This is a genomic window from Salinibacter sp. 10B, from assembly GCF_002954405.1.
GTDB lineage: Bacteria > Bacteroidota > Rhodothermia > Rhodothermales > Salinibacteraceae > Salinibacter.
In genome coordinates this window covers 1,560,798-1,585,697 of sequence record NZ_MQWC01000004.1, presented here as the reverse complement: position 1 = coordinate 1,585,697, position 24,900 = coordinate 1,560,798, and the positions used below count along the sequence as shown (strand labels likewise).

Annotated in this window: 14 protein-coding genes; 8 read left to right on the top strand and 6 right to left on the bottom strand. The window is 61.9% G+C overall.

All coding sequences use genetic code 11. From position 1 onward, the window contains the following. Positions 1 to 12: 12 nt before the first annotated feature. The gene (locus tag BSZ35_RS06750) at positions 13 to 903 is read right to left on the bottom strand and encodes a DUF4249 family protein (protein WP_105011721.1); all 891 of its coding nucleotides are present in this window, start codon (positions 901 to 903) and stop codon (positions 13 to 15) included. After that, positions 900 to 3,230 carry a TonB-dependent receptor gene (locus tag BSZ35_RS06745; RefSeq protein WP_105011720.1) on the bottom strand — a complete coding sequence of 777 codons (2,331 nt, stop codon included), beginning with the start codon at positions 3,228 to 3,230 and terminating at the stop codon, positions 900 to 902. Before BSZ35_RS06745 ends, BSZ35_RS06750 begins: the two co-directional genes overlap by 4 nt. A gap of 378 nt (positions 3,231 to 3,608) precedes the next feature. Here BSZ35_RS06745 and BSZ35_RS06740 point away from each other — a divergent pair, with 378 nt between their 5' ends. Then, positions 3,609 to 3,821: a hypothetical protein gene (locus BSZ35_RS06740; protein WP_105011719.1), complete on the top strand. Its 213-nt coding sequence runs from the start codon at positions 3,609 to 3,611 to the stop codon at positions 3,819 to 3,821. A gap of 6 nt (positions 3,822 to 3,827) precedes the next feature. Here the strand turns inward: BSZ35_RS06740 and uvrA are convergent, their stop codons facing one another. Beyond that, a complete protein-coding gene (gene uvrA / locus BSZ35_RS06735) occupies positions 3,828 to 6,890 on the bottom strand; it encodes an excinuclease ABC subunit UvrA (RefSeq protein ID WP_105011718.1) in 3,063 nt (1,020 codons plus the stop codon). Positions 6,891 to 7,611: 721 nt separating this feature from the next. Between uvrA and BSZ35_RS06730 the strand changes: the two genes are divergently transcribed. Genes BSZ35_RS06730 through BSZ35_RS06720 form a run of 3 tightly spaced genes read left to right on the top strand, consistent with a single transcriptional unit; the run spans position 7,612 to position 13,496 of the window. Continuing rightward, positions 7,612 to 10,764, top strand: coding sequence for a SusC/RagA family TonB-linked outer membrane protein (locus BSZ35_RS06730; RefSeq protein WP_105011717.1), 3,153 nt, complete (start codon positions 7,612 to 7,614; stop codon positions 10,762 to 10,764). 53 nt (positions 10,765 to 10,817) lie between these two features. Beyond that, the gene (locus BSZ35_RS06725) at positions 10,818 to 12,323 is read left to right on the top strand and encodes a SusD/RagB family nutrient-binding outer membrane lipoprotein (protein WP_105011716.1); all 1,506 of its coding nucleotides are present in this window, start codon (positions 10,818 to 10,820) and stop codon (positions 12,321 to 12,323) included. Between the two features lie 42 nt (positions 12,324 to 12,365). Next, on the top strand, positions 12,366 to 13,496 hold the full coding sequence (locus tag BSZ35_RS06720; RefSeq protein ID WP_105011715.1) for an alkaline phosphatase D family protein: 1,131 nt from the start codon (positions 12,366 to 12,368) through the stop codon (positions 13,494 to 13,496). Positions 13,497 to 13,688: 192 nt separating this feature from the next. On the opposite strand, the gene idi is transcribed toward BSZ35_RS06720, so the two are convergent. Further along, on the bottom strand, positions 13,689 to 14,240 hold the full coding sequence (gene idi / locus BSZ35_RS06715; RefSeq protein ID WP_105011714.1) for an isopentenyl-diphosphate Delta-isomerase: 552 nt from the start codon (positions 14,238 to 14,240) through the stop codon (positions 13,689 to 13,691). Between the two features lie 427 nt (positions 14,241 to 14,667). On the opposite strand from idi, the gene BSZ35_RS06710 reads away from it, so the two are divergent. Further along, complete coding sequence (locus tag BSZ35_RS06710; protein ID WP_105011713.1) at positions 14,668 to 15,057, top strand: 2Fe-2S iron-sulfur cluster-binding protein; 390 nt, start codon at positions 14,668 to 14,670, stop codon at positions 15,055 to 15,057. A gap of 114 nt (positions 15,058 to 15,171) precedes the next feature. Here the strand turns inward: BSZ35_RS06710 and BSZ35_RS06705 are convergent, their stop codons facing one another. Both BSZ35_RS06705 and recJ read right to left on the bottom strand, forming a co-directional pair. Further along, positions 15,172 to 15,984: an undecaprenyl-diphosphate phosphatase gene (locus tag BSZ35_RS06705; protein WP_105011712.1), complete on the bottom strand. Its 813-nt coding sequence runs from the start codon at positions 15,982 to 15,984 to the stop codon at positions 15,172 to 15,174. 241 nt (positions 15,985 to 16,225) lie between these two features. Then, positions 16,226 to 17,992, bottom strand: a complete 1,767-nt coding sequence (recJ, locus tag BSZ35_RS06700) for a single-stranded-DNA-specific exonuclease RecJ (protein WP_105011711.1) — start codon at positions 17,990 to 17,992, stop codon at positions 16,226 to 16,228. Positions 17,993 to 18,657: 665 nt separating this feature from the next. On the opposite strand from recJ, the gene rho reads away from it, so the two are divergent. From rho to BSZ35_RS06685, 3 genes are all read left to right on the top strand, one after another. Continuing rightward, positions 18,658 to 20,136 carry a transcription termination factor Rho gene (gene rho, locus BSZ35_RS06695; protein WP_105011710.1) on the top strand — a complete coding sequence of 493 codons (1,479 nt, stop codon included), beginning with the start codon at positions 18,658 to 18,660 and terminating at the stop codon, positions 20,134 to 20,136. 312 nt (positions 20,137 to 20,448) lie between these two features. Next, the gene (locus tag BSZ35_RS06690; protein ID WP_258096112.1) at positions 20,449 to 21,495 is read left to right on the top strand and encodes an AI-2E family transporter; all 1,047 of its coding nucleotides are present in this window, start codon (positions 20,449 to 20,451) and stop codon (positions 21,493 to 21,495) included. Between the two features lie 150 nt (positions 21,496 to 21,645). Continuing rightward, entirely contained in the window at positions 21,646 to 24,900 is a 3,255-nt protein-coding gene (locus BSZ35_RS06685; RefSeq protein ID WP_258096111.1) for a S41 family peptidase, read from the top strand.

Genomic DNA, 24,900 nt, shown 5'->3' with positions numbered 1-24,900 from the left:
GAAGGGGCAGTGCTATCGTACGGCGTGTGTGCGCCCGAAGCGCTCCTCGTTCACGGTGCAGTCGCGAGGGGGATACACGTCCACGAGCATCGTGGCAATTCCGCCCAAGAAGCCGATGCCCCCGTCCACGTTCGACCAGACGCCGGGCTGTAGGTACGAAGGAGCGTTCTCGTCAGTAAGCGTGTCCGCTTTCGGCCAGTCGGGCCCGCCCGCCGCCACGAAGACGTTAACACACGTGAAGGCCTCCACATTATCGAGGCGCTTGATCGCTTCACGCCAGTCCAACTCCACGATAAAGCCATCGTCGGTCGGACGAGCGCGGTCTAGGTAATCGATCCGGACTGTCGACGAGTGGCCGTGATGATACACCGCTTGTGCCGCTGCGAGGCGATCAATGCCCGTAATCTCGACGCGAAAGGCGCCTCCGCATCGAGTGAGAGGACGCAAACAGACGGGATGGGACAGCACCTTAGGGGCGGCGAAGGTATCGGGGAGTGTCACCGTTGCAGAGGCGCCCCGATTGTCCGGGGGCTGAACCGAGATCCGGTACGTCTCCGTCGGGTGCACCGGGGCCGTCGTCCAGAAATTTCGCACCGTTCGCCCTGAGCCCAGTCGAAAAAGAGAGTCTCGCAGTGTCCAGCTCTGTCCGGAGGCCGGATGGGCCATCGTGACCGTAGCGTTGAGGGACGTATTGCCGAAAAGCAGCGAGTCTCGCAGCCGCTCAACACGCACGACCTGGGTGTCGGCGCGAGCGTTGAGGTATCCACTCATAGAGTAGTGCCGATGCGTCTCCGTGAAGGGATCGAACGCGACGTCGCTGCATCCGAACGTGACACTGCCAAGGAAGAAAACAGCAACTCCTGCAAGGAACCGTCGCTTGGTAGAGGAAAGGAGCGAGATCATCGGGACGTCTCCAGCTCGATTGAAACGAAGGGCATAAGAGGCAACTGGTCAACGCGTTGCAGGGTGAACACGTCGTAGTAAAACAGATTTTGCCGGTTGTAGGCGTTGATGCCGCCGGCCCGGAGCGTGAGTTGGCCGAGCGAGAGCGGGATGACGTATTCCACCGAGAGGTCCAACCGATGATAGGTCGGCAGGCGGCCGCGATAGGGCTTCTGGAACAGTACCCGACCCGTCCCGGCGTCAGACGCCGGGTGTTCGTTGAGGCCGGACCAGTGAATCAGGGTATCAAATCCAATGGGCTGGGTGAAGGGCAGCCCCGACCCGTACTGCCAGCGGATCTGCGTTGTAAAGCGTCCCACGTCGAGGCTTCCGATGCCCTTCAGTTGGTGGCGTCGGTCGTGAGGGGGATGGTACGACTGCAGAGGATCACTGAACCACTCACCGAAATTCCCGTCAGGCGCGGTGTATTGCATCCACATGTACCCGTAGCCGAGGTACAGATAGAAAGGTCCTTGCTCAAGTTCGACACGGGTGTCGAAACCGTAGACCCGGCCGTCGGCCAAACGCATTTCAGTGGTAAATCGAGGGCGTGGGCTCCAGCGGGGGACGGGGAGGTCGGTCAGTCGCTTGTAGTATCCTTCGACCGATAGGCCAAGGCGACCCATGTCTTGTCGCCATCCCGTCAAGGCATGAAGCGCCTGGACCCGTCGTTCGTTGATCGGAGCGGGCACCCACGCGGTGAAGGAGGCCCCGGCGTCTCGTTCGTCGCTGATCCCCGCAATCGTTTGCCGGTACAGGCCAAGGGCCGCATTCAGTTGGCGGGCCTCGGTGCCCCAGGGGCGCCACGCCATGCGGAATCGGGGCTCGACGCTGACGCCATAGTCGAACGGCTGGGTGAGCGCGACACTCGGTTTCAGATCGAGATTGTCGATCGGCGACATCTCCATTCCGAGGTGTCCCCCCACGTTTAGTACGATCGAGGATCCGTCCCGCAGGTGCTGGAATTTCTCTTTTAAGTGGTACGTCCACACGTCCCGACGACCGTACACACCCCATTGTATCTTCGTGTCGTCGCCGGGAATCAGAGCTGTTTCGCCAAGCGAGTGCGTGAGGTGCATGTCTACACCGAGTCCCCACGTGTGGGCCGATCGGGTTCGGGCCTTCGTCCCAATCTCATTGAAGGCATGCGTCAGTCCGACATTGACCTCGGAAAAACTCCCAGAGCCCGGGGTGAAGCCGGCGCATCGTCCTCCCACAACCAGGTTGCCCCAGCGTACCGATCGGTCCCGGGTGGCGTCGACGCGGCCGCGGTCGTACGTATGCATCGTCGACCCTGAGCATCGGAAGTTTTGTCCTGCGTGCTGCAGCTTGAAAAACGCGTCGCTGAACTTCATGGGGACCTCCTGCCCGATGAGCGCAGGGGCCGTTTGCTCGATCGTCGATCGCCGCACCGACCCGAGGAAAGAGAGGGATCCCCTTTGGACCGGCCCTTCGGCGCGCAGGCTCGTGAGGAACGGGCTCAGGGCCAATCGGCCTTCGAACTGCCGGTTGTTGCCGCCACGCATCGACACATCCATCACGGAAGAGATCCGTCCCGAATACCGGGCACCAAAGCCCCCTTCGTACAATTCCACCTCGGACACGAGATCTTCCGGAAAGGCCGAAAAGAAACCAACGGCGTGGAACGGCCGATAGATGCGTATTCCGTCCATCAGAATGAGATTTTGAGACGGTTTTCCCCCTCGAATAAAGAGCTGTCCTCCACGGTCGCCCATTGACACAACCCCCGGAAGAGTTTTCAGGTAGCCTGCCAGATCACCGCCGCCCGGACCCGGCGTTGGAATTCGGCGCAGGTCACTTGGCTCAATTTCTTGACGTCCCGCGTTCAGGGCCGCCGCTCCTTTCCGTGAGGTCACGACCACCTCGTCCAGGGCCTGTTGGCGAGGCGAGAGTTGCACGCTGTACCGGCGCGGGTCCCGGAGGTAGAGGGTATCGAGATGCGAAACGTAGCCCACGAAACTCACCCGAACCCGATACCGGCCAGGCGAAAGCTCGTCGACGAGAAAGTACCCTTCTTCGTTCGTGACCGCCCCCTGCCGCTTTTGACCGGAACCGTACACGACAACGTTCGCTCCCGCCAGGGCCTCTCCGCTGGTTGCGTCGGTCACAAATCCTTGGAGCAACGCGTCCTGGGCGTGCGCTGACGGTCCCGGCCACGACAGCCAGAGGATGATGAGCAGCAGGAGCTGCCCAAAAAAGATCAGCGTTGGATTTCCTACTTGGGGAGAGACGCCCGGAGCGCGCTGCTGGGCATTCAGCGTCACCATTGGTGCCGGAACGGTCGGTCCAGGAGGCAGGAATGTGCCCTTGAAGTATATATAGGTCCTACTTTATCATAAAGGAAAATAAAAGAATGGAACCCCTTCCAAAAAAAGGAGGTGGATAGAGAAGCAGTGCTGTGGGAGGGGAGACCGCGGCGCGTTCCAATGACATTGGGAAAAGGCCTACGCAGTCCGTGATTGAGCAGAATTGATGCTAGGTCAGACCGAAGGTCCGGCGCCGAGGCCCATCAACCCGGCAGACGGGTGCATGTACATGGCCCTGCAAGAATCGGAGCCGATTGCCGTTTGATTTCCTTCCTTGAGCTTTCTGATTATGTTCAGTCAAAGAAATACGTTCTCGGTAGTAAAAAATATTAGGTTGAAATGTGGACCGTAGTGCTCTTTGCCGGACTTGCTTTGCTGATCCTTGGGATCGTTAAGAGGGACGAACAATGGGGGAAAGCAGGGGCCCTGATTGGCGGGATTGGAATCGCGGTGTCCCTGTTTGTGGCCGGGCCCGACATGCTTGACGACTTTCAACGGGGCTTCCAGGAAGGATATGCTGCAGCCCAACAGGAAGTCTCGCAGAGCGAGTAGACACGTTCAGGTTGTTACCTCCGCCTCGCTTGTAGCTCCTACCGCCGCGATCTCACCGCCTGCGTCCTGTGCCTGTTGCGTGCGCTCCAGTTCCTCCTGCAGGAAGTGGGACGTGTGCGTGTCGGCCGCTGCCAGGGCTTCCGGCGTCCCCTCAAACAGAATCTCGCCGCCCTCGCGCCCGCCCTCCGGGCCGAGGTCAATGAGGTGATCGGCCTGCTTGATGATGTCCATGTTGTGCTCGATGACGATCACCGTGTTGCCCTCGTCCACCAGGCCGTGCAGGACGTTGAGCAGGTGCCGCACGTCCTCGAAGTGCATGCCGGTCGTCGGCTCGTCGAGGATGTAGATCGTGTCGCCCGTGCCGGGGCGGGAGAGCTCCTTGGACAGTTTGACGCGCTGCGCCTCGCCTCCACTCAGGGTGGTGGACGGCTGGCCGAGCGTGAGGTAGCCCAGGCCCACCGCGTCGAGCGTCTTGAGCGTGCGCAGGAGGCGCGGCTGGTTCTCGAAGAAGTCGAGCGCCTCCGCGACGGTCAGGTCCAGCACCTCGGCGATATTCTTGCCCTTGTACTCCACCTCCAGCGTCTCGGGACCGTAGCGCTTGCCGTCGCACTCGTCGCACGTGACGTCCACGTCCGGCAGGAAATTCATTTCGAGGGTTACCGTGCCGGTGCCGCCGCACTTCTCGCAGCGGCCGGGATCGGTGTTGAAGCTGAAGCGGCTCTTGTCGTAGCCGCGGATCTCTGCCTCCGGCAGCTTGGCGAAGAGGTCGCGCAGGTAATCCATCAGCTTCGTGTACGTGGCCGCGTTGGAGCGCGGCGTGCGGCCGATGGGCTGCTGGTCGATCTCGATCACCTTGTCGGCGTTGTCGAGGCCCTCCACGCTATCGTAGGAAAGGGGCACCGTCTTCGCGTCGTGGTATTCGCGGTGGAGGATGGGGAAGAGGGTCTGGTTCACGAGCGTCGACTTGCCGGAGCCGCTGACGCCCGTCACGCAGATGAATTTGCCAAGCGGAAAGTCGACCTCCTGTCCCTTCAGGTTGTGCCCCGTGGCGCCCGTCAGGGTGATGGAATCCCCCGTGCCTTCGCGACGCTTCTTGGGAAGAGGAATGACGCGTTTGCCCTGGAGGTAGGCCGCCGTCAGGCTCTTGAAGTCGTAGTGCGCGCTGTCGTAAGCGGCGGCGCGCTCGGCCACCTGTTCGCGGGCGACGCCGTTGTCCTCGATGACGATATCGCCCGCTTCGGTATTTTTTCCATTGGCCGTTCCGGCGGAACGGGCCTGCGGGTTGCCCTGGCCGTTCGTTGAGGCAGGGTCCACCGTCAGCACGGAGGGCGGGCCGGTGGTGATGACGTGCCCGCCGTGGATGCCGGCACCGGGGCCAAGATCGACCACGTGGTCAGCGGCTTCGATCATGTCGCGGTCGTGCTCCACCACGAGCACCGAGTTGCCGAGGTCCCGCAGCGACTCTAGGGACTGGATGAGGCGGTTGTTGTCGCGCGGGTGCAGGCCGATCGACGGCTCGTCGAGGACGTAGAGGACGCCGGTGAGCTGGGTGCCCACCTGTGTGGCGAGACGGATGCGCTGGCTCTCGCCGCCGCTGAGCGTGCGGGCCGGGCGGTCGAGCGTGAGGTAGCCCACGCCCACGCCGACGAGAAAGTCGAGTCGTTCGCGCACTTCCTTCACGATCGGTTCGCCGATGCGCTTCTGCCGCTCGGTTTCGAACGGCACGTCCTCCACGAACTCGCGCAGCTGGGTGAGGTCCATCTGCGCCAGGTCGGCGATCGACTGGTCGGCGATGCGGTAGTGGAGGCTCTCCTGTTTGAGGCGCCCCCCGCCGCACTCGGGACAGTCCATCTCACGCATGAACGACTCCGCCCGTCGCCGTTTCTTGGAGGAGCTCGTCTCCTCGTAGGTGTGCCAGATGTGCTCGTAGAGGCCGCCGAAGCGGTGCTTGTACTTCACCTCGCGGCCCTTATAGCCGTAGGTGATGTCGAACTGCTCGTCGCCCGCCCCGTCGAGGATGACGCGCCGCTGCTCGTCGGTCAGGTCCTCAATCGGCGTGTCGAAGTCGAAGCCGTACGCCTCCGCGACCGCCTCCAGTTGGTTGAAGATCCAGATGTCGCGGGGTTTGCCGAGCGGTGCGAGGGCCCCTTCATTGATCGTCTTCTCAGGATGGGGGATGACGAGCTGCGGGTCGATCTCGTTCGTTGTGCCCAACCCCTCGCAGTTGGGGCACGCGCCGTACGGAGTGTTGAACGAGAACATGTTGGGCGAGGGCTCCTCGTAGGAGAGGCCCGTCTCGGGGTCCACGAGGTGGCGACTGAAGAGGTGGTCGCCGGTTTCGACGTCGGGGCCGTCCACCACATTCGCTATGAGCGTGCCGCCACCCATCTCCAGCGCGGTCTCCACGGACTGACTCACGCGCGAGCGGATGCCGTCCTTCACCTTGAGCCGGTCCACCACCACCTCCACGTCGTGCGTTTCGTAGCGCTCCAGCTTCATGCCCTCCTCGTAGATGCGCATCTCGCCGTCCACCCGGAAGCGCTCGAAGCCTTGAGCGGAGGTTTGCTCGAAGAGCTCACGGTAATGCCCCTTGCGCGCCTTCACGACGGGGGCGAGGATCTGCAGGCGCGTGCCCTCGGGAAAGTCGAGGATGCCGTCCACGATCTCATCGTCGCTCTGCTGCCGCATCCGGTTGCCGGTCTCGTAGGAGTACGCCGTGGCGGCGCGGGCGTAGAGCAGGCGCAGGAAGTCGTACACCTCCGTGACGGTACCGACGGTGGAGCGCGGGTTGCCACTTACGGTTTTCTGCTCAATGGAGATGACGGGGGAGAGGCCGTCGATGTAGTCGATCTCGGGCCGCTCCATCATCTCCAGGAACTGGCGGGCGTAGGCACTCAGGCTCTCCATGTAGCGCCGCTGCCCCTCGGCAAAGATGGTGTCGAACGCAAGGCTCGACTTGCCGGACCCCGACAGCCCGGTGATCACGACGAGCCGATTGCGCGGAATGTCGAGGTCGATGTTCTGGAGGTTGTGCTCGCGCGCACCGCGGATCGTGATGTGCTCGGGCATGCGGGGGACAGCAGCTTTCGTGAGGAGGAGCTTGGAGCGAGCGTTGCCGGTGGGGTCTCGTATTGCGTATTTCGTGTTGCGTGACCCGTAAAAACCGGGGGCGTCAGCTCATACATGAGGAATTACACCGCCGGGGCGGGCGGGCGTTTCCCGGTGGCGGTGGGGGCAGCCCCATTGTGACGGAGATGTTGCGGAGGCGTTGCGGATCCGTTTGGGCGCGCGTTCACGATTGTGCGGCAGAGGGAGCTTCGATTGCAGGTCTCTTTGCGCGCGCCCTTCGATGCCCAACGTCGAGGGAGCGACACCTCCGCCGACGGCGCCCCCTGATGGAGAAGCCCCCGTTTTTTCAAGGGGCGATCCATATACGATGAGTGGAGGAGCGGCGTCGACATTAGGGGCGAATTTGGAAAAAGAGATTGATTTTTTCGGCATGGGTAGGAGGGAGGCGAGAAGTATAGTGTCAACCCATTCGTCTTAACTTCGAAGAATGTGTCGCCCTTATTAAAGAGGCATAAATAAACCATTATTTTAAGGTATAGGACACCTATTCTGACCCCTACATAATTTTCCATAATTGCATATCGCGGGGGCTTGCTAAATCTTTCAACTTTATTATTGGCGAAGTCACAAACCTCTAGTTCTATAACCTTTCTATTACAAACGGATTCAGCACAATCCGTTGTTTATTGGTGTCGATATCTTCGAAATGGTCTGTCATTCCATGACTCGATTGTCACAATTCGCATTTGCCTTATTCAGCCTGCTCTGGGCGCTCGTACTTGTGCCGCCCACACATGCCCAGCAAGAGTCGGCGCCGGCCACGGTCCGTGGCGTTGTCACGGACACGTCGGGGGCGACGCTTCCAGGGGCGAATGTTCGCATCCGCGGCCTTGATAAAGGGGTCTCGACGGATGCAAGCGGAAGCTACGAGATTACCGCCGTGTCGCCGGGGCAGCACACGGTCGTCGTTTCGTTCGTCGGCTACCAGAACGCCTCTCGTACCATTCAACTGGAGGCCGGAGAGACGCGCACCGTCGACTTCACACTCACCTCCGGCGCAGTGGGGCTCGATGAGATGGTGGTGACGGCGCTCGGGGTCGATCGGGAGGAGCGATCGCTCGGTTACTCCGTCGATCGGGTCTCGGGTCAGGAGCTTGCCGACGCCCAGGAGACGAACGTCATGAACAGTCTCTCCGGAACGGTGGCGGGCCTCAACGTTGTTGGGGGCTCGGCCGGTCTCGCCAGCTCGCCGCGCGTGACGATTCGCGGAGAGTCCTCGCTCACCGGATCGGGGCGGCCCCTGATCGTCGTGAACGGGGTTCCGATCGACAATACGCCAAACACGCAGGCCACCGACGCTCAGACCACCCAGGTCGACTTCGGCAATGGTCTGAGCCAGATCAACCCGAGCGACATCGCGGAAATGAGCGTGCTGAAGGGGCCGAGTGCCGCTGCCCTCTACGGTTCTCGCGCCGCCAACGGGGTCATTCTGATTGAGACGAAGGACGGCTCCGAGACGGACGGCATTGGGGCCACGGTGAGCACGAGGGTGATGGCCGACCGCGTGCTGCGACTGCCGGACTACCAGAACGAGTACAGCTACGGCAACGGCAACGAATTCAGCTACGTGGACGGCACGGGTGCTCCGGGCTGGAACTGGGGCGTACCCCTCGATGAAGGCATTGAGCGGAACCAGTTCCGTCGTGGAATGGCGCCGATGGACTCCGCGCCGAACAACGTCCGAAACTTCTTCAACACGGGCATGAACGTCACGACCAATGTGGCCGTCCGGGGCGGAAATGAACAGGGCTCATTTCGGGCCTCTCTTTCGCGGAGCGACCGCTCGGGCATTGTGCCGAACACGGACCTTGACCGGACCAGTGCGGCGATCAATGCCAGCTACGACATCACCGAGGACCTGACGGTGGATGCCAACGCCAACTTTGCAAAGTCGACCAGCGACAATCTCCCGACCTCCGGGTACGGATCGGAGTCGATCATGTACTACTTCACGTGGGGCGCACGGGACGTTGAAATGGACCGACTTCGCGACTACTGGCGGGAAGGACAGGAGGGCATCCAGCAGGCGCACTACGACCTGAACTGGACGAACAATCCCTACTTCCAGGTCAACGAAAACACCAACAGTCTGGATCGGGATCGCCTGTACGGCGGCGTGACGGCGCGCTACGACTTCACGGAGAACCTTGACCTGCGGGCCCGCACCGGTCTTGACTACAGTGACGAGTTCACCAAGCAGCGGAAGGCCTTCAGCACCATCACGGCGCCGAACGGATGGATGCAGGAGACCGACCGCAACTTCCTGGAGTGGAACTCCAATGTGCTGCTCAACTACACCCGCGAGCTCGGGGCCTTCACGGTGGAGCCGTCGGTGGGCGCCAACTTTATGCGACAAACGCGCCGCAACGTGGAGCTGACGGCACAGGCCCTCAGCGTGCCGGGCGTCTACAACATCGGCAATGCTCGCTCGTCGCCCCAGACCAGCGAATTCAATCAGGAGGAGGAAATCCTCGGGGTCTTTGGGTCCAGCACGATCAGCTACGAAGACATGGTGTTTCTCGACCTGACGGCCCGCAACGACTGGTCGAGCACCCTGCCGTCCGACAATAATTCCTACTTCTACCCGTCGGCGTCGCTGAGTGTGATTGCGACGGATCTGTTCGAGGTGCCGGACGCACTGCCGCTCTCCTTTGCGAAGGTGCGGGCCAGCTGGGCACAGGTCGGAAACGACACGGAGCCCTACCGCCTCACCAATACGTATACCTTTCAGCCGACGTGGGGAAGCACGGCGAATGTGGTTGCGGAGTCGGATCTGGCCAACCCGGACCTCCAGCCGGAGATTACGTCCTCCTACGAGGTCGGAACCAACCTTCGGTTCTTCGAGGGACGAGTCCAGCTCGATGCGACGTACTACCGCAGCAGCACGCGCAATCAGATTCTCCGAGTGCCGCTGGCCAGCTCTACCAGCTATGATACGCGTCTCCTGAACGCAGGAGAGGTGCGCAACGCCGGCGTGGAGACGCGCCTGGAGCTGACGCCGATCGAGAACATCGGCGGCTTCGGATGGGACGTCTCCCTAAACTGGGCGCGCAACCGGAGCACGATCGTCGAGCTGGCAGAAGGCATCGACACGTTTGTGCTCGGCGAAGGCCCGTTCGGCGGGTCCGTGCAGGCGCGGGAAGGCGGTCGCATGGGCGACATCTACGGCCGCGTCTTTGATCGCGTCGAAGACCCGAACAGCCCGCACACCGGTGAGATCATTTACGAGGACGGGCTGCCGCAGCTGACCGACGAGGTGCAGAAGGTGGGGAACTACAACCACGACTGGCAGGGCGGCATTGGGACCACGCTCAGCTACAACAACCTGAATCTCAACGTCCTCTTCGACGTGCGACAGGGCGGTCTCATCTACTCCAACACCCACGCTACCGGCATTGAGGGCGGGACCCTCGAAGGGACCACCTGCTGCCGGGGCGAGACCGTGACGGGCGACGGGGTGGTGCAGAACGCGGACGGCACCTACTCGGAGAATACAGAATCGGCCCAGTACGTCACGTGGCTTCGCAGCTACTACGCCCGGCCGAACGTCGAGGCAAACTCGTTCGACGCGTCCTACGTGAAGCTCCGCGAGATGACGCTGAAGTACAACTTCACGCCGTCCTGGTTGGGCGAGACGGGAATCCAGAACATCGGGGTCTCGCTGGTCGGCCGCAATCTCTTCCTCTGGACCGACGTGCCGCACATCGACCCCGAGACGACCATGGTCAACGGGGCCCAGCGCACGCCGGGCTTTGAGGTGCAGCAGCTGCCGTCTACGCGCAGCTTCGGCATGAACCTGCGGCTGGACTTCTAACCCAACCCCCGCTCGCTTTCTGAGTCCCCTCTTGCCTGCAGTTACTGATACGTATGTTTATACCTTCAACCTCCTTTTCGCTTCGTTCTCTTCGGTTTCGCACGGGCCTCTTCGCCGTGGCCACCACCCTTGCGGTGCTGGTCTTTGCGATGGGGTGCGACTCCCGCTTCGAGACCGTGAATACCAATCCGAATGAGCCGAAGGCCGTCTCGCCGGACCTCCTGCTGCCGAACATCATCCGCAGCTCGGTGAACACGTCCGTCAACACTGCCCACACGACGGGCAATCTCGTGCTCCAGTACGCCTCGAAGGTGTCGTTCGCGACCGAGATTGACCGGTACAATTGGGCGGGGGTCGGGTATTGGGGTCCCCTCTACGACGATCTTCGGAGTGTGGACGCCCTGATGACGGTGGCCAAAGAGCGCAATACCCCGGCGTACGAAGGGGCTGGGCTCGTCCTGAAGTCGTGGATCTTCTCGATGCTCACCGATGCGTACGGCGACATTCCGTATAGCGAGGTCAACCAGGTGCCGGAGGGCGAAGCGACGCCCGTGTACAACCGACAATCGGTGGTGTACGACAGCCTCCTTACCAACCTGGAAGAGGCCAACGACCTGCTTCAGCCCGGAGATGGGCAGTCCCTTCAGGGCGACATCCTGTACGGCGGCGACGTGATGAAGTGGAAGAAGCTCGCCAATTCGCTGCGCCTCCGCCTTCTGATGCGGCTTTCGGAGAAGCAGGGGGCCATCGACGGCGTGAACGTGCAGGAGCAGTTCCGCACGATCGTCAATAATCCGTCGGAGTACCCGGTGTTTGAGGACAACGTCGACAACGCGGCGCTGGAGTACCAGACCTCGCGCCCGAACGAGTGGCCCCGCCACACGTCGCGCGTCGGTACGTTCCGCACGTACCGTATGAGCCAGACCTTCACGGAAACGCTGAAGCAGTTCGACGACCCGCGCCTGTCGGTGTTTGCCGACCTGCCGGACTCGCTCGACACGTACGTCGGGGTCCCGAACGGCCTCAGCGACAGTGAGTCCAACGAGTACAACGGGGGACGAGGATTTCAGTCGAGCCTCAACACCACCCGCTACTTCGAGTCGCCGAACGCCGCGAAGGGGCTCATCATGACCCATGCCGAGGTGCTCTTCCTGAAGGCCGAGGCGGCCGAGCGGGGTTGGACCAGCGGCGATGCACAGTCGCTCTATGAGAAAGGCATCGAGGCGTCGATGAAGCAGTACGGCCAGTCCGTGCCCAGTGGCTATCTTAGCCAGTCCGGAGTGGCGTATGCCACCAACGACCAGACGCGGGCCCTGGAGCAGATCAACACGCAGAAGTGGATCGCGCTCTTCTACACCGGGATGGAAGGGTGGTTCAACTGGCGCCGCACCGGCACGCCGGACATCGACCCGTCGGCCCAGAACGTGAATCAGGATCAGATTCCCGTCCGCTTCCGGTACCCCGAGAGCGAGCAGTCGCTCAATGCAGAAAATTACCGGGAGGCGGTGGAACGCCAGGGGCCCAATACCATCAACACGGAGATGTGGCTTCTTGAGTAGGGGCTTGTCCCGTCACTGGTTGTTTCTCATTCCCATTGCATAATGATCGCTGATTCGATTCCGACACCCGGCGCCCCGCTTCCTCGTGGAGGCGGGGCGTCGGTCATTGTTCTCTCGATTCTCCTTTTGACGATTGCCGTCGTACCGGCACAGGCGCAGGAGGCACGGCCCACCGTTTCGTCCGACGAGCCTCTCCAGCGCATCGTGTTTGGCTCGTGTGCGGTGCAGGACCGGCCGCAGCCCATCTGGACGCCCATTCTCGCGGAGGATCCCGACCTCTTCATCTTTGGAGGGGACAACATTTATGGGGATACCGCAAACATGGACACCCTCCGCCACGAGTACAGCCGGCTGGCGGCCAAGCCGGGCTACCAGAAGTTACGGCAAACGACCCCGATCCTTGCCACGTGGGACGACCACGACTTCGGGGCTAACGACATGGGCGGCTGGTACGAACAGAAAGAGACCTCCGAAGAGATCTTTCTGGACTTCTTCGACGTGCCGGAGGACTCGCCGCGTCGCCAGCGACCCGGTGTGTATGGGGCTCATCGCTACGGTCCACCCGGCAAACGTGTGCAGATAATTCTGCTCGATACGCGGTACTTCCGGGACCGCTTCGAGACGGTCGAGCTCAGTGAGGAGGCCGAGGAGCGTGGGTTTGGGCCATACGCGCCCAACCGCGATCCCGACGCGACGATGCTGGGAGCGGCGCAGTGGGAGTGGCTGCGGGCGCAGCTCCAGAAGCCCGCCGAGGTGCGTCTCATCGTGTCGAGCATTCAGGTGGTCTCGCCCGACCACGGATGGGAGATCTGGTCGCAGATGCCCCTGGAGCGGGCGCGTCTCTTTCGGATGATCGAAGAGACGGGGGCCGGCGGCGTTCTCTTTCTGAGTGGAGACGTGCACTGGGGCGAGCTGTCTCGTTACACCGGCGGCCCGTATCCGCTGTACGACTTTACGTCCAGTGCCCTGAACCAGGAGTGGCCGCAGGCGAAAAATCTGCCCAATCCCCTCCGCGTGGGAGACACGATTTATCCCTATCCCAACTATGGCTCGGTCACGATCGACTGGTCACGGGAAGATCCGCGGATTCGGATGCGCCTGCACGACAAGGAAGGGGCCTCGGTACTCAGCCACACAGTGGCGCTGAGCGAGCTCCAACCGACGTCCGAGTAGCGCGTGTCTGAGATGGGCGGTTCGCCTCGCGACACTTTCGTTCCGAAGAGTTCGGAGGAATGGGCCCGGATGCCGTTGACGATTGCGGGGCGTTCATCTCCGCCCCTAGGTCGCTTTCGGGACCTTGCGGAGGACCCTAGCGCTGACGTACAGACGTCCCGACCGCCCGACGGTCAAAAATCAAAACAGTCCCTACGAAGAGGACGGCACGGAAGAGGCAGTCTGGGACACCGGGGCCTCCGTCAAGACGCGGTCGAGCAGACGACGAAACCAAACCGTGTAGCGGTCCGGGTGGGACTCCATATCCATGCGAAGCGACTCGGGGGTGACCCACGCCCAGTCGGCCACTTCATCGGGGTGAGGACGGATCGCAATCTCGTCTACGACCCCAATGAACACGTGGTCGTACTCGTGCTCTGTGAGTGCCTGCCCTACGGGAGCGCGGTACGTGAAGGGAAAGGCCGGAGATAGATCGCAGGAAAAGCCCATTTCCTCGTTGAGCCGGCGGCGGGCCGCAGCTCCGGGGGCTTCGCTGGGATGCGGATGGCTGCAGCAGGTGTTCGACCATAGGCCCCCAGAGTGGTATTTACTTTTGGCCCGTTGCTGGAGGAGGAGGCGGCCCGCCCGGTCAAAGACAAAGACCGATAGGGCCCGGTGGAGCCAGCCTTCCGTGTGGGCACGCAGCTTCTCGGCCGTTCCCAGAGACTGGTCGTTTTCGTCAACGAGAACGACGTGAGCAGACATAAGAGCGTGGACGGGTGGGGCGAGAATCTACGGTACGTTGATGATGCGAAACGTCTGGCACAATCGGGAGAGGAAATGAAGCATATTACGGCTTTATTGCAAAGGCCTGGGCGCCACCCGGGTGTGTGCAAATATGACACCTCTCGCCCCGGCAAATGCTCCCACGATCAACAGATCTGATCCAAAGGAGGAGGCACGGCCGTCGGACGGTGTACGTGTGGGTACGCCAATGCTCGCTCCGTGGAGCGCCTCGACCGTTGCCGTTCTGGCAAGGAGAAAAGGCAGTCCACAGACCTTCGCGCCCCGGTAAAATTACGCACACATGTTTATTTCGGGAGGCGCGAGGGGTTGACGGACTCGCCGCCGATTCGTCTTTTTATGCGTCGTCACTCACAATACACTACTTGCACAGATCAGACATCCGTTTATGCACGAGTTAACGATTGAAGGGGTTGGAACAGTCGAGGTCGAAGAGGGCACCCGGCTGGTTCGGGCGATCGAAGATGCCGGTGTCGATGTGGGCCATCGATGCGGAGGACAGTCCCAGTGTACGACCTGTCGCGTCCAGTTTGAGGAGGGGGAGCCCTCCGTGATGACGAAGGCCGAGCACGAGAAGCTCGGCGACATCGGGCAGATGGGTGAGATGCGACTCTCGTGCCAAATCGTGGTGGACCGCGACATGACGGTGAAGCCGCTCATGACGGTGAGCGATCAGGGGTGGGACGATGCCGGGCCGGAACCGTCCATCACCGTGGAGCCGGAGCCGGAGTGGTATCCGATCGATACGCTCAGCGCCGAAGACGAATCGGACGCGTAGGCACTGCACGGCCAGTGAGAACGGGCGACCGCGTGCGTACATGGCCTGCGACCGCGGACTGTCGACCGAGGTTGCTTCAGGGAGCGGAGGGTGCTTTTTGGAGGAGCGGTCGTCCTACAGCAGCCACAGCCCCAGTCCGCCGACGAGGAAACAGTAGTAGGCAAAGTACTGCAGGTTGCCCCGCCGGACGAAGTCGATCACGATGTAGATGGCGGCAATGCCGGAGACGTAGGCGGCAACCGTGCCGATGAAGAGAGGAACCCATTCGGTGGTCAGTCCCTGCTCTGCCAGTTCGAGTCCCTTCAGAAGCGTGGCGCCCAGCACGACCGGTAGCAGCATGAGGAACGAGAAGTTCGCGGCTCGCTCGGGGCGGACGTTCTGGTAAAGTGCCGTGCAGATGGTGGACCCTGACCGGGAGATTCCCGGAATCATGGCGGCGGACTGGGCAACGCCGACGACGAACGACTTGATTGGGCTCAGCATCCCCTCCGGTTGGGGGCGGAGCAGGGTGAGCAGCAGGAGTACCCCCGTGACGAGCAACATGGCACTCGTGAAGCGCGGGCTTCCGAAGGCCTGCTCCAACTGAGTCTTGAAGAGGACATACACGAGGCCCGTGGGAATGAGCGTGATGAGAATGAACACGCCGAGCCGAAACGTGTCATTTTCCCGGTAGCGCTCGGGGACGAGGGTTGGGTGTCGGAGACCAGCCCACGCCTCTGCCAGAAGGTCGGCCACCTCTTGGCCGTACACGGTGAAGATGCTGAGCACCGTACCGAAGTGGACGAACACCTCGAAGGTGATGTCGGATTCTTCGGCGCCGAGTCCCAGCAGATGCTGGCTCAGAACCAGGTGGCCGGACGAGGAGACGGGGACGAACTCTGTGATGCCCTGGACGAGTCCAAGGAGGAGGGCTTCCCACCAGGTCATGGCATGCGCAGGGAAATTGGGCGAGAAAGCAGGGACCGCGCACTGTGAATCCGCGGACCGGGGGACGGTTGCGAAGGAATCGTCAAATGGGGCGTGGAAGGGGATGAGGGAATGGGAGCGTGGGGGATGAGCGAGGGGGAGAAGGAGAGATCTCCGCAACTTGTCTCCTTTCCCCGCTGACGTCGAATGCGCACACGCTCCACGCTCTATCCGCCAGTCCAAAACGCCCAGCGCGTGTGGGTTACTCCTCCAGTCGTACGTCGCGCGCCTTCAGTTGAAGATTGGTTTGTCCGTTCCAGGTGTTTTCCTCCAGTGAGAACAGCAACTCAATTGGGCGTCCCTCGTTCTGGCTCTGCTCCAGCACTGAGAGCTTCTCGCCCATTCCGAAGCCGATGACGTCGAACACGTTGCGTCCGCGCTCGTCGTCGCGCTGCCGGACCTCGAACTTGAGGTGACTGTCGTCGCTTCCCACGGTGCGGGGCGTGCCGGCCACGGCCAGGTCTTTGCCGTGAAAGACCGGGCGGGCATTCGCCGGACCGAACGGCCCAAACTGTTGGAGCACAGCCCAGAATCGGTCCTCCACGGTCCCAATGATCCCGAGATCGAGCTCAGCGTCCACATTGATCGACGGGGTCAGGAGTTCCGGAGTCACCCGCTCTCCGACAGCAGCGTCGAACCGGTCCCGGAAGGCCTCGATGTCGTCCACGTCCAGCGAGAGGCCGGCTGCGTGGTCGTGTCCGCCGAACTGGGTGAGCACGTCGGCACAGTCCGAGAGGGCGTTGTAGATGTTGATGCCTTCGATCGAACGGGCCGACCCTTTCACCTCGTCGCCGTTATGCGTAAGCAGGATCGTCGGCTTGTGGAAGCGCTCGACGATGCTACTGGCCACAATGCCAATGACGCCGAGGTGCCAGTCTTCTTCGTAGAGCACGAGGGCGTGTGGGCTGCGGGAGGTGATCTGCCGTTCGGCCTTTTCCACGGCAGCTTCTTCCGTCGCATCGTCGATCGTGCGGCGCTTCTTGTTGAGGCGCTCCAGTTCGGCGGCGAGGGGCTCCGCTTCCGAGTAGCTCTGAGCAAGCAAGAGATCCACGGCCGTGGAGGCATGGGCCATTCGCCCGGCGGCGTTGATGCGCGGGCCGAGCGTAAAGACGATGTTTCCGGTCGACGTCACAGTTTCGAGATTGAGGTCGGCAGCGTCGGCCAGTGCGCGAAGGCCGGGACGGTCGCTTTGTTGGAGGGCGGCCAGGCCCTCAGCCATGAGGACGCGGTTTTCCCCGTAGAGTGGCACGATGTCGCTGGCGGTGGAGACAGCGAGCAGATCGAGGTAGTCGAACGCAGCGTCGGGGTTCTGCCCTCGTCGGTCGAGGGTAGCCTGCACAAGCTTAAAGCCAAGACCGCACCCGGAAAGCTCCGTAAAGGGATAGTCGTCGTCCGGCCGTTTGGGATCGATGACGGCGTACGCATCGGGCAGATCCACGCCGTCGTCGGTTTCCTTTGGCGTATGGTGGTCGCAGATGATGAGGTCGAGTCCTTGCTCGCGGGCATAGGTCGCCTCCTTATGGCCCGTGATGCCACAGTCGAGCGCCACGACGAGCGAGGCCCCAAGCTCCTTTGCTGCGTCGAGCCCGCGGGCACAGAGGCCGTAGCCGTCATCGTACCGGTCGGGAATGAAGAAAGAGGTCTCCACGCCCTGTTTGCGAAGGAAGTCGGTCATTAGGGCGGCGGCCGTCGTGCCGTCCACGTCGTAGTCGCCGTACACGAGCACGCGCTCACCGTCGTCGATGGCGGTGCTCAGGCGATCCGCCGCTTTCTTCATGTCGGCCATGCCGAGCGGGTTGTGCAGATCCGCCCGGTCGGCCCGAAAGAAGTGGCGGGCCTCGTCAAACGTCGACACGTCCCGGAGGGCCAGCGCGCGAGCCAGTGCCGCCGGCAGATCGTTGAGCGCGTCCTGAAGCTCAGAAACGACCTCGGGGGTGTCGAGTGAACGATAGGTCCAGCGATAGGTCATAGCAGACACGAACGTCGCACGGAGGAAAGGAGCGTAACGGAACGTGGTATGTATAAGACATATCAGGCCCGTACACGTAACGTTGCAGGCTCATTCGGGCGAGCAATCCGGAAAGAAATCCATGAAGATCACTCGGGCGGAGGCGGAGCGGGGCGGGGCAAAACGATATTCCGATGCGATCGGGCAAAAGGGTAAAGATTGCACGGAGGTTCGGCGAGAACCGAACAAATCTGCCGGAGGAGACTGTTCTCGTGGCACACGAATTGTTTCGTTCGTAGGGGGAAGTAGAGTTTTGAGTAACGGACCGTCGTAGACGGATCAAGCCTTTGTGAGGTTCGTTGATGTATGATCGCATCTGCACTTTCCTCTACAGCGACCTTTAGGGACCTGCCGTTCGCACACACCAGGCGAGGGAGCGGGCGATTCCCCACCGTTGCCCTCCGCTCCGAATGCGCCGTTGTGTTCGAGTCGGCGCCTCGCATCGAGCTGTGCTCTGCACGACGGGTTGACTGAAGGCCGCGAACGAGACTCAGTCGAGGAGGGACTGAGGAGCATGAACGCCTACGATTCCATCTGGTCCACTCGCCGCCATTCGTTCCTGTGTCTTTTGTCCTCCTCCTACACAGGTCGTTGCGGCACGCATCCGAACCGCACAGCGTAACCGCATGAAGATTTCCACACTGCAAGAAAAGAAGCTCGACGAGCTGCGCGACATTGCCCGCGAGCTGGATCTGCCGGGCTACTCCGACCTGCGCAAGCAAGATCTCATTTACCGGATCCTGGAGGCGCAGGCCGAAGGCGCCGCTACTGGCGATGCGCCCCTGGATGAGGCTTCGGATTCGGCCTCTTCGTCGGAAAAGAACGGAACGGCCTCGAATTCCCCGGACGATGAACGGGAGGCGTCGGAAGCCACTGGGGAGGAGGCCTCTCCGTCTGCACAAGAGGAGGAAGAGGCCTCCTCCGGGCAGAACGCCGAAGCGTCCGGCCGGCCCGAGTACATGCGCACGTACGACCCCGACGAGACGGAGCTGCGGGGCATGATTCAAAAGACGGGACTCCTGGAAATCCTGCCGGACGGCTACGGCTTCCTCCGATCCGACGAGTACAGCTACGAGTCGAGTCCGGACGACATCTACGTGTCGCCGTCGCAGATTAAGCGCTTTGGCCTTCAGCAGGGCGATACGGTACGCGGCGAAGTCCGCCCCCCGAAGGAGGGGGAGAAGTTCTTTGCCCTCATTCAGGTCGACGAGATTAATGGCTGCGATCCGGGGGACGTGGAGGAGCGAGGCGAGTTTCAATATTTGACGCCCATCTTTCCGGACGAACGGCTCACGCTGGAGACGGAAGCGGAGGAGTATGGCACCCGCATTCTGGATCTGTTTGCGCCCATTGGAAAAGGACAGCGTGGCCTTATCGTCTCGCCCCCGAAGGCGGGGAAGACGGTGCTTCTGCAGAAGATCGCCCACGGGATTACGACGAATCATCCGGATACGCATCTCCTGGTGCTTCTCATCGACGAGCGGCCGGAAGAAGTGACCGACATGGACCGCAACGTCGACGGAGAAGTGGTTGCTTCTACATTTGACAAAGATCCGGAGCGGCACGTAGAGGTGGCCGACACGGTGCTCGCGAAGGTGAAACGCCTCGTCGAGTCGGGGCAGGATGTGTGTGTGCTCCTCGACTCCATCACGCGGCTTGCGCGTGCGCACAACGCTGTGCATCCGGGACAGGGCCGGACCTTGTCCGGCGGTATTGAGGCCGGTGCGCTTCGGGGACCGAAACGCTTCTTCGGCGCGGCGCGGAACGTGGAGGAGGGCGGTTCGCTCACCATTATCGGCACGGCCCTCGTCGACACCGGCAGCCGCATGGACGAGGTCATCTTTGAGGAGTTCAAGGGCACCGGCAACATGGAGCTTGTGCTCGATCGGGAAATGGCCGACCGTCGTGTGTTTCCGGCAATCGACCTCATCCTCTCCGGCACCCGTCGTGAAGAGGAACTGCTGACAAAGCCGGAGCTGAAGCGTGTGTGGGTGATGCGCAAGATTCTGGCGGACATGGAGCCGATCGAGGCGATGGAATTCCTGCTCGACAAGATGAAAGACACCGAGAGCAACGACGAATTCCTGGAGATGATGAATTCGTAGGGCTCCGATTGCTCGCTGATCTTGTTCTCGGCATGGAAGCATCCTGCTGCCCCTTCCCGAACGAGTTTTCTCACGCTTGCGTCGCATGCGTTCTGCTCCAAGTTTAGGGAGCACACCCGTGGAGGCGGGGCGGAGTGAGGGAGATCTCCTCTTGGGACGGGCCTTCGTTCGATTCTGTCTTCCTCTTGCCCCTTCCAGTGTCTGTCGGGGAGAGAGGATGGGGGATAGCCGTCCATGCCGTGCCAGGCTCGTCGAGGGGGCGAGTGTATAGTATTGTGTCTGCCGTTCTTCAGTGCTTCCTCCATTTCTACCATGTCCTCTCGGCGTCCCTTTCCGAATCGGGTTATGATTGCGGTAGGCATTGTGGCCGCGTCGATCCTGCTGCTGTATCTGTTCGTGGTGCTCTCGCGCGTTCTGCTCATCGTATTTGCGGGGGTGCTGGTAGCAGTGGGGCTTGGGGGAGGCGCGGATATTTTGCAGCGGCGAACGCCTCTGGAGCGCCCCGGTGCACTGGCGGTGGTGATCACGACGGCGATCTTTGTGCCGTTCATTTTGTCGGGCATGGTGGGGCCGCCCCTCACCGGCCAGATTAACGACCTGATCGTACAGCTTCCCGAGGCGGTGGCGCGCTTCCGAGAGCGAATTGCAAACCTGGATTGGACGCAGCGGCTCCTGGCCGATCCGAATGCCCTGCGCGACCTCATGCCGTCTCCCAAAGAAGTGATGGGAGGAGTCACGAGCGCATTCTCGCGAACCCTGGGCGTGGTGGCCAATGTCTTCGTGATTGTCTTCATCGGCATCTACGGAGCAGCAGCCCCCAGCTCGTACGTCAGCGGCATCGTGCACCTCACGCCCAAGCGGCACCGCGAGCGGGCCCACGAAGTGATAAATGCGCTGGCCCACGCGCTCCGGTGGTGGCTGGTGGGGCGCCTCACCATGATGAGCGTCGTCGGGGCCCTGACGATGCTTGGCCTTTGGATTGCCGGGGTGCCCACGCCCCTCGCGCTCGGCCTGCTGGCGGCCCTACTTTCCTTCGTGCCATACGTGGGGCCCATCCTCTCTTTCATTCCCGCGGTGCTGGTGGCCCTCATGGTGAGCCTCACGAAGGTGTTCTACGTCGTGCTGGTCTTCGGGGCCGTACAAACGCTCGAAAGCTACGTCATCACCCCCCTCGTTCAGCAGCGCGCCGTGTCGATGCCGCCTGTGATTCTCATCACTGCACAGATTGCGATGGGGGTGCTGGCCGGAGCGGCTGGCGTTCTGCTTGCTGCCCCGCTCGCCATTGTGGTCATCGTTCTATTGCAGATGCTCTACGTGGAGGACGTACTGGGCGACTCGGTGCGTATACTTGGACAGTGAGAAGGGGCACGCATCTTCAGGGCAACCTGCATGGGTCGCTGTGGCCGTGTCCGAGCCCCCCATGCCACAGAACGACGGGCCCTGAACCCGTTTCCATCCTTGATGTATGAAGGAAAGCGCTTCCGCATGATTGCTCCCAACCTACGTTCTATGCAACTCCGTTTTGCTACTGCCGTTTTCCTGCTCGCTCTTTTCGTCGGGCCTGCGTTGGCCCAAACGACGGATCCGTTCATGCGGCATCCTGCTGTGCATCCGGAGGGCAATCAGGTCGCATTTTCCTACCAGGGGGATTTGTGGACGGTCCCGGTCGATGGGGGGCGGGCCGAGCGCCTAACCATCCACGAGGCCTACGAGGGGACCCCCCGCTGGCGCCCGAACGGGGAGCAGATTGCCTTCACGAGTGATCGCTACGGCAACGACGACGTGTACCTCATGGACGCGGAGGGGGGCACGCCGCAGCGCCTCACGTATCACTCCACCGACGATGCCCTGAGCGGGTGGACCCCGAATGGACATCTCCTCTTCACGACCCGTCGCACCTACGCACAGGCCGAGTGGCTGAATGAGATTTATCAGGTGCCGGCAGAGGGCGGCACGCCGAACCGGCGCCTCGACGCGGTGGGCGCTGCGCCCCGCATGTCGCCGGACGGGCGCTTCATTGCCTTTGAGCAGGGCTACAATGACACCAGCAAAAAAGGCTATCAGGGACCAGCCGACCGCGAGGTCTGGATCTACGATACGGAAAATGACCGCTTTACCCGCATCACGAGCTATGGGGGCAACGATCACCACCCGGTGTGGACGGGCCCACGGACGCTCCTCTACATCAGTGAGCGGAGCGGCACCTACAACGTCCACCGGCAGGCCATTACCGATCAGGGAGGAACCGATGGGGCACCCGAGGCCGTGACGTCGTTTGAGGACGATGGGGTGCGAGCCCTCAGTGCCAGTGCCGATGGGCGGGTGATCGCCTTTGAGCGGCAGACGGACATTTATGTAATGGAGAATGGGGGCGAGCCGCGGCAACTGGACGTGACGGTGCCGGCGGACTATCGCTTCGATCCCACCGAACAAATGGAAATGAGTAACGGGGTGCGGGACTACGCAGTATCGCCCAACGGCGAGCAGGTGGCCCTCGTGCTTCGCGGAGAGCTCTTCCTCATGCAAAACGAAACGGATGAGCCGCGGACAACCCGACTTACGGAGCACGCCTACCGCGACCGCGACGTGACCTGGACCAGCGATTCCACGCTCGTCTTTGTTTCGGATCGCAACGGTGGACAATACGACCTCTACCGCCTCGAGTCGGCCGATTCCGAGCATCCGGGCGACTTGTACGATGCTCTCCAGTATCGGGTTACGCGCCTCACGGACACGCCTGAGAATGAACGAATCCTGTCGATGGGACCCGACCGCTCTCGAATCGCGCTCCGGCGTGGCTCGATGACGAGCTACGGCGAAGGGCAGCTTCTCACCGCCACTCTCTCGGCGGACGGCCTCACGGATGAGGCAGTGCTCGTGGACGGCTGGAACGCCCCTACGGACGTCTCGTGGAGCCCCGACGGCGAGTGGCTGGCCTACAGCAAGAGCAATCTAAACTTCAATTCGGACATCTACATTCACGCTGCCGACGGGTCGCGCGAACCGGTGAACGTGAGTCAGCACCCGCGCGGCGATAGTGCACCGGTGTGGAGCCCTGACGGGTCAAAGCTTGGCTTCGTCTCCGAGCGTAGCGCTGCCGGATCGGACGTGTGGTTCGTGTGGCTTCAGGAGGAGGACTGGGAAAAGACCGAGCGCGACTGGGAAGAGATTGAGGAAAATGAGGCAGAGAACGGTGCGGCGGACGCCGGGGACTCGGATGAAAGCGAGACGCCGTCGGTCGAGATCGACTTTGAGAACATTCATGATCGCCTGGAGCGCGTGACGGCCCTTCCGGGCAATGAGGGAGAGCCCGTCATCGGCGAGGATGGGGAGACCTTCTACTTCGTGGCTGGCGGGAGCGGCTGGGCGGCCGACTATGACACCGAGGTCGACCTCTACAGCATCCAGTGGGACGGATCGGAGCGCACGCGCATTACAGAGGGCGGTGTGGAACCGTCAAACGTGCGCCTGGCCCCGACCGGAACGCAGGTGACCTTCACGCACTCGAACGGGCAGATTGCTCGGGTGCCTACCGAGAAGCCGGACCTGGAGCGCCTTGCCTTCCAGGCGACGATGGAGGTCAATCATGAGAAGGAGCGGGAGCAAATCTTCACGGAGGTGGGGCGTGCCCTGCAGGAAGGCTTCTACGATCCCAACTTCCACGGCGACGACTGGGACTCGCTGCGGACGAAGTACCGTCCCTGGGCGCTGCAGGCATCCACCACACAGGATTTCCAGGATGCGGTAAATCTGATGCTGGGGGAGCTCAACGCTAGCCACATGGGCTACTACGGGGGAGATCGGGCCGAAACGCAAAATGAGCGGACCGGTCGCATTGGCGTTGAGGTGGATCCGGTGGACAACGGCGTGGAGGTGCAGCGCGTGGTGCCGCGGTCCCCCGCTGCCCGCGAGACCAGTACGCTCCGTGAGGGAGACGTGATTACCACGGTAAACGGTACGTCCGTGGCGGAAGCGGGCAATTTCTACGCCCTCATGGAGGGGACGGTGAAAGAAAAGGTGCTTCTCCGCGTGACCGGTCCGGACGGGGAGGAGCGAACCGTTCGCATCCGGCCCACCGACGACCTGCAAGATGAACTCTATCGCGAGTGGGTAGAGGAGCGCAAGCGATTGGTGGAGGAGTATTCCAACGGGCGCCTCGGCTACATCCACGTCGAGGGCATGAACTGGGAGAGCTTCGAACACTTCGAGCGCGAACTCTACGCCAGCGCCCACGACAAAGAGGGACTCATCATCGATGTGCGCTTTAACGGGGGCGGATGGACGACGGACTACTTGATGACGGTTCTCAATGTGCGTCGTCACGCATACACCGTTCCGCGCGGGGCTACGGACAATCTGCAACAGAACCACAAGCAGTTCCGCGAGCACTATCCGTTCGGCGAACGTTTGCCCTATGCGGCCTGGACAAAGCCCACGGCGACCCTCGCCAACGAGAACAGCTACTCGAATGCTGAGATCTTCTCTCACGCCTTTAAGAACCTTGGACATGGCCCGCTCGTGGGCCAGCCGACGTTCGGCGCCGTCATCTCCACCGGCGGCACCGGTCTTCTCGATGGGTCGTACGTGCGCATGCCGTTCCGGGCCTGGTACGTCTATCAGACGGACGAGAACATGGAGCACGGCCCGGCTCGTCCCGACATCTCGGTTCAGAACCCTCCTGCGATCAAGGCCGAGGGCGAAGATCCGCAGCTCCGCCGGGCGGTGGAGTCCCTTCTGGAGGAACAATCGGAGGGAGAGGAGTAA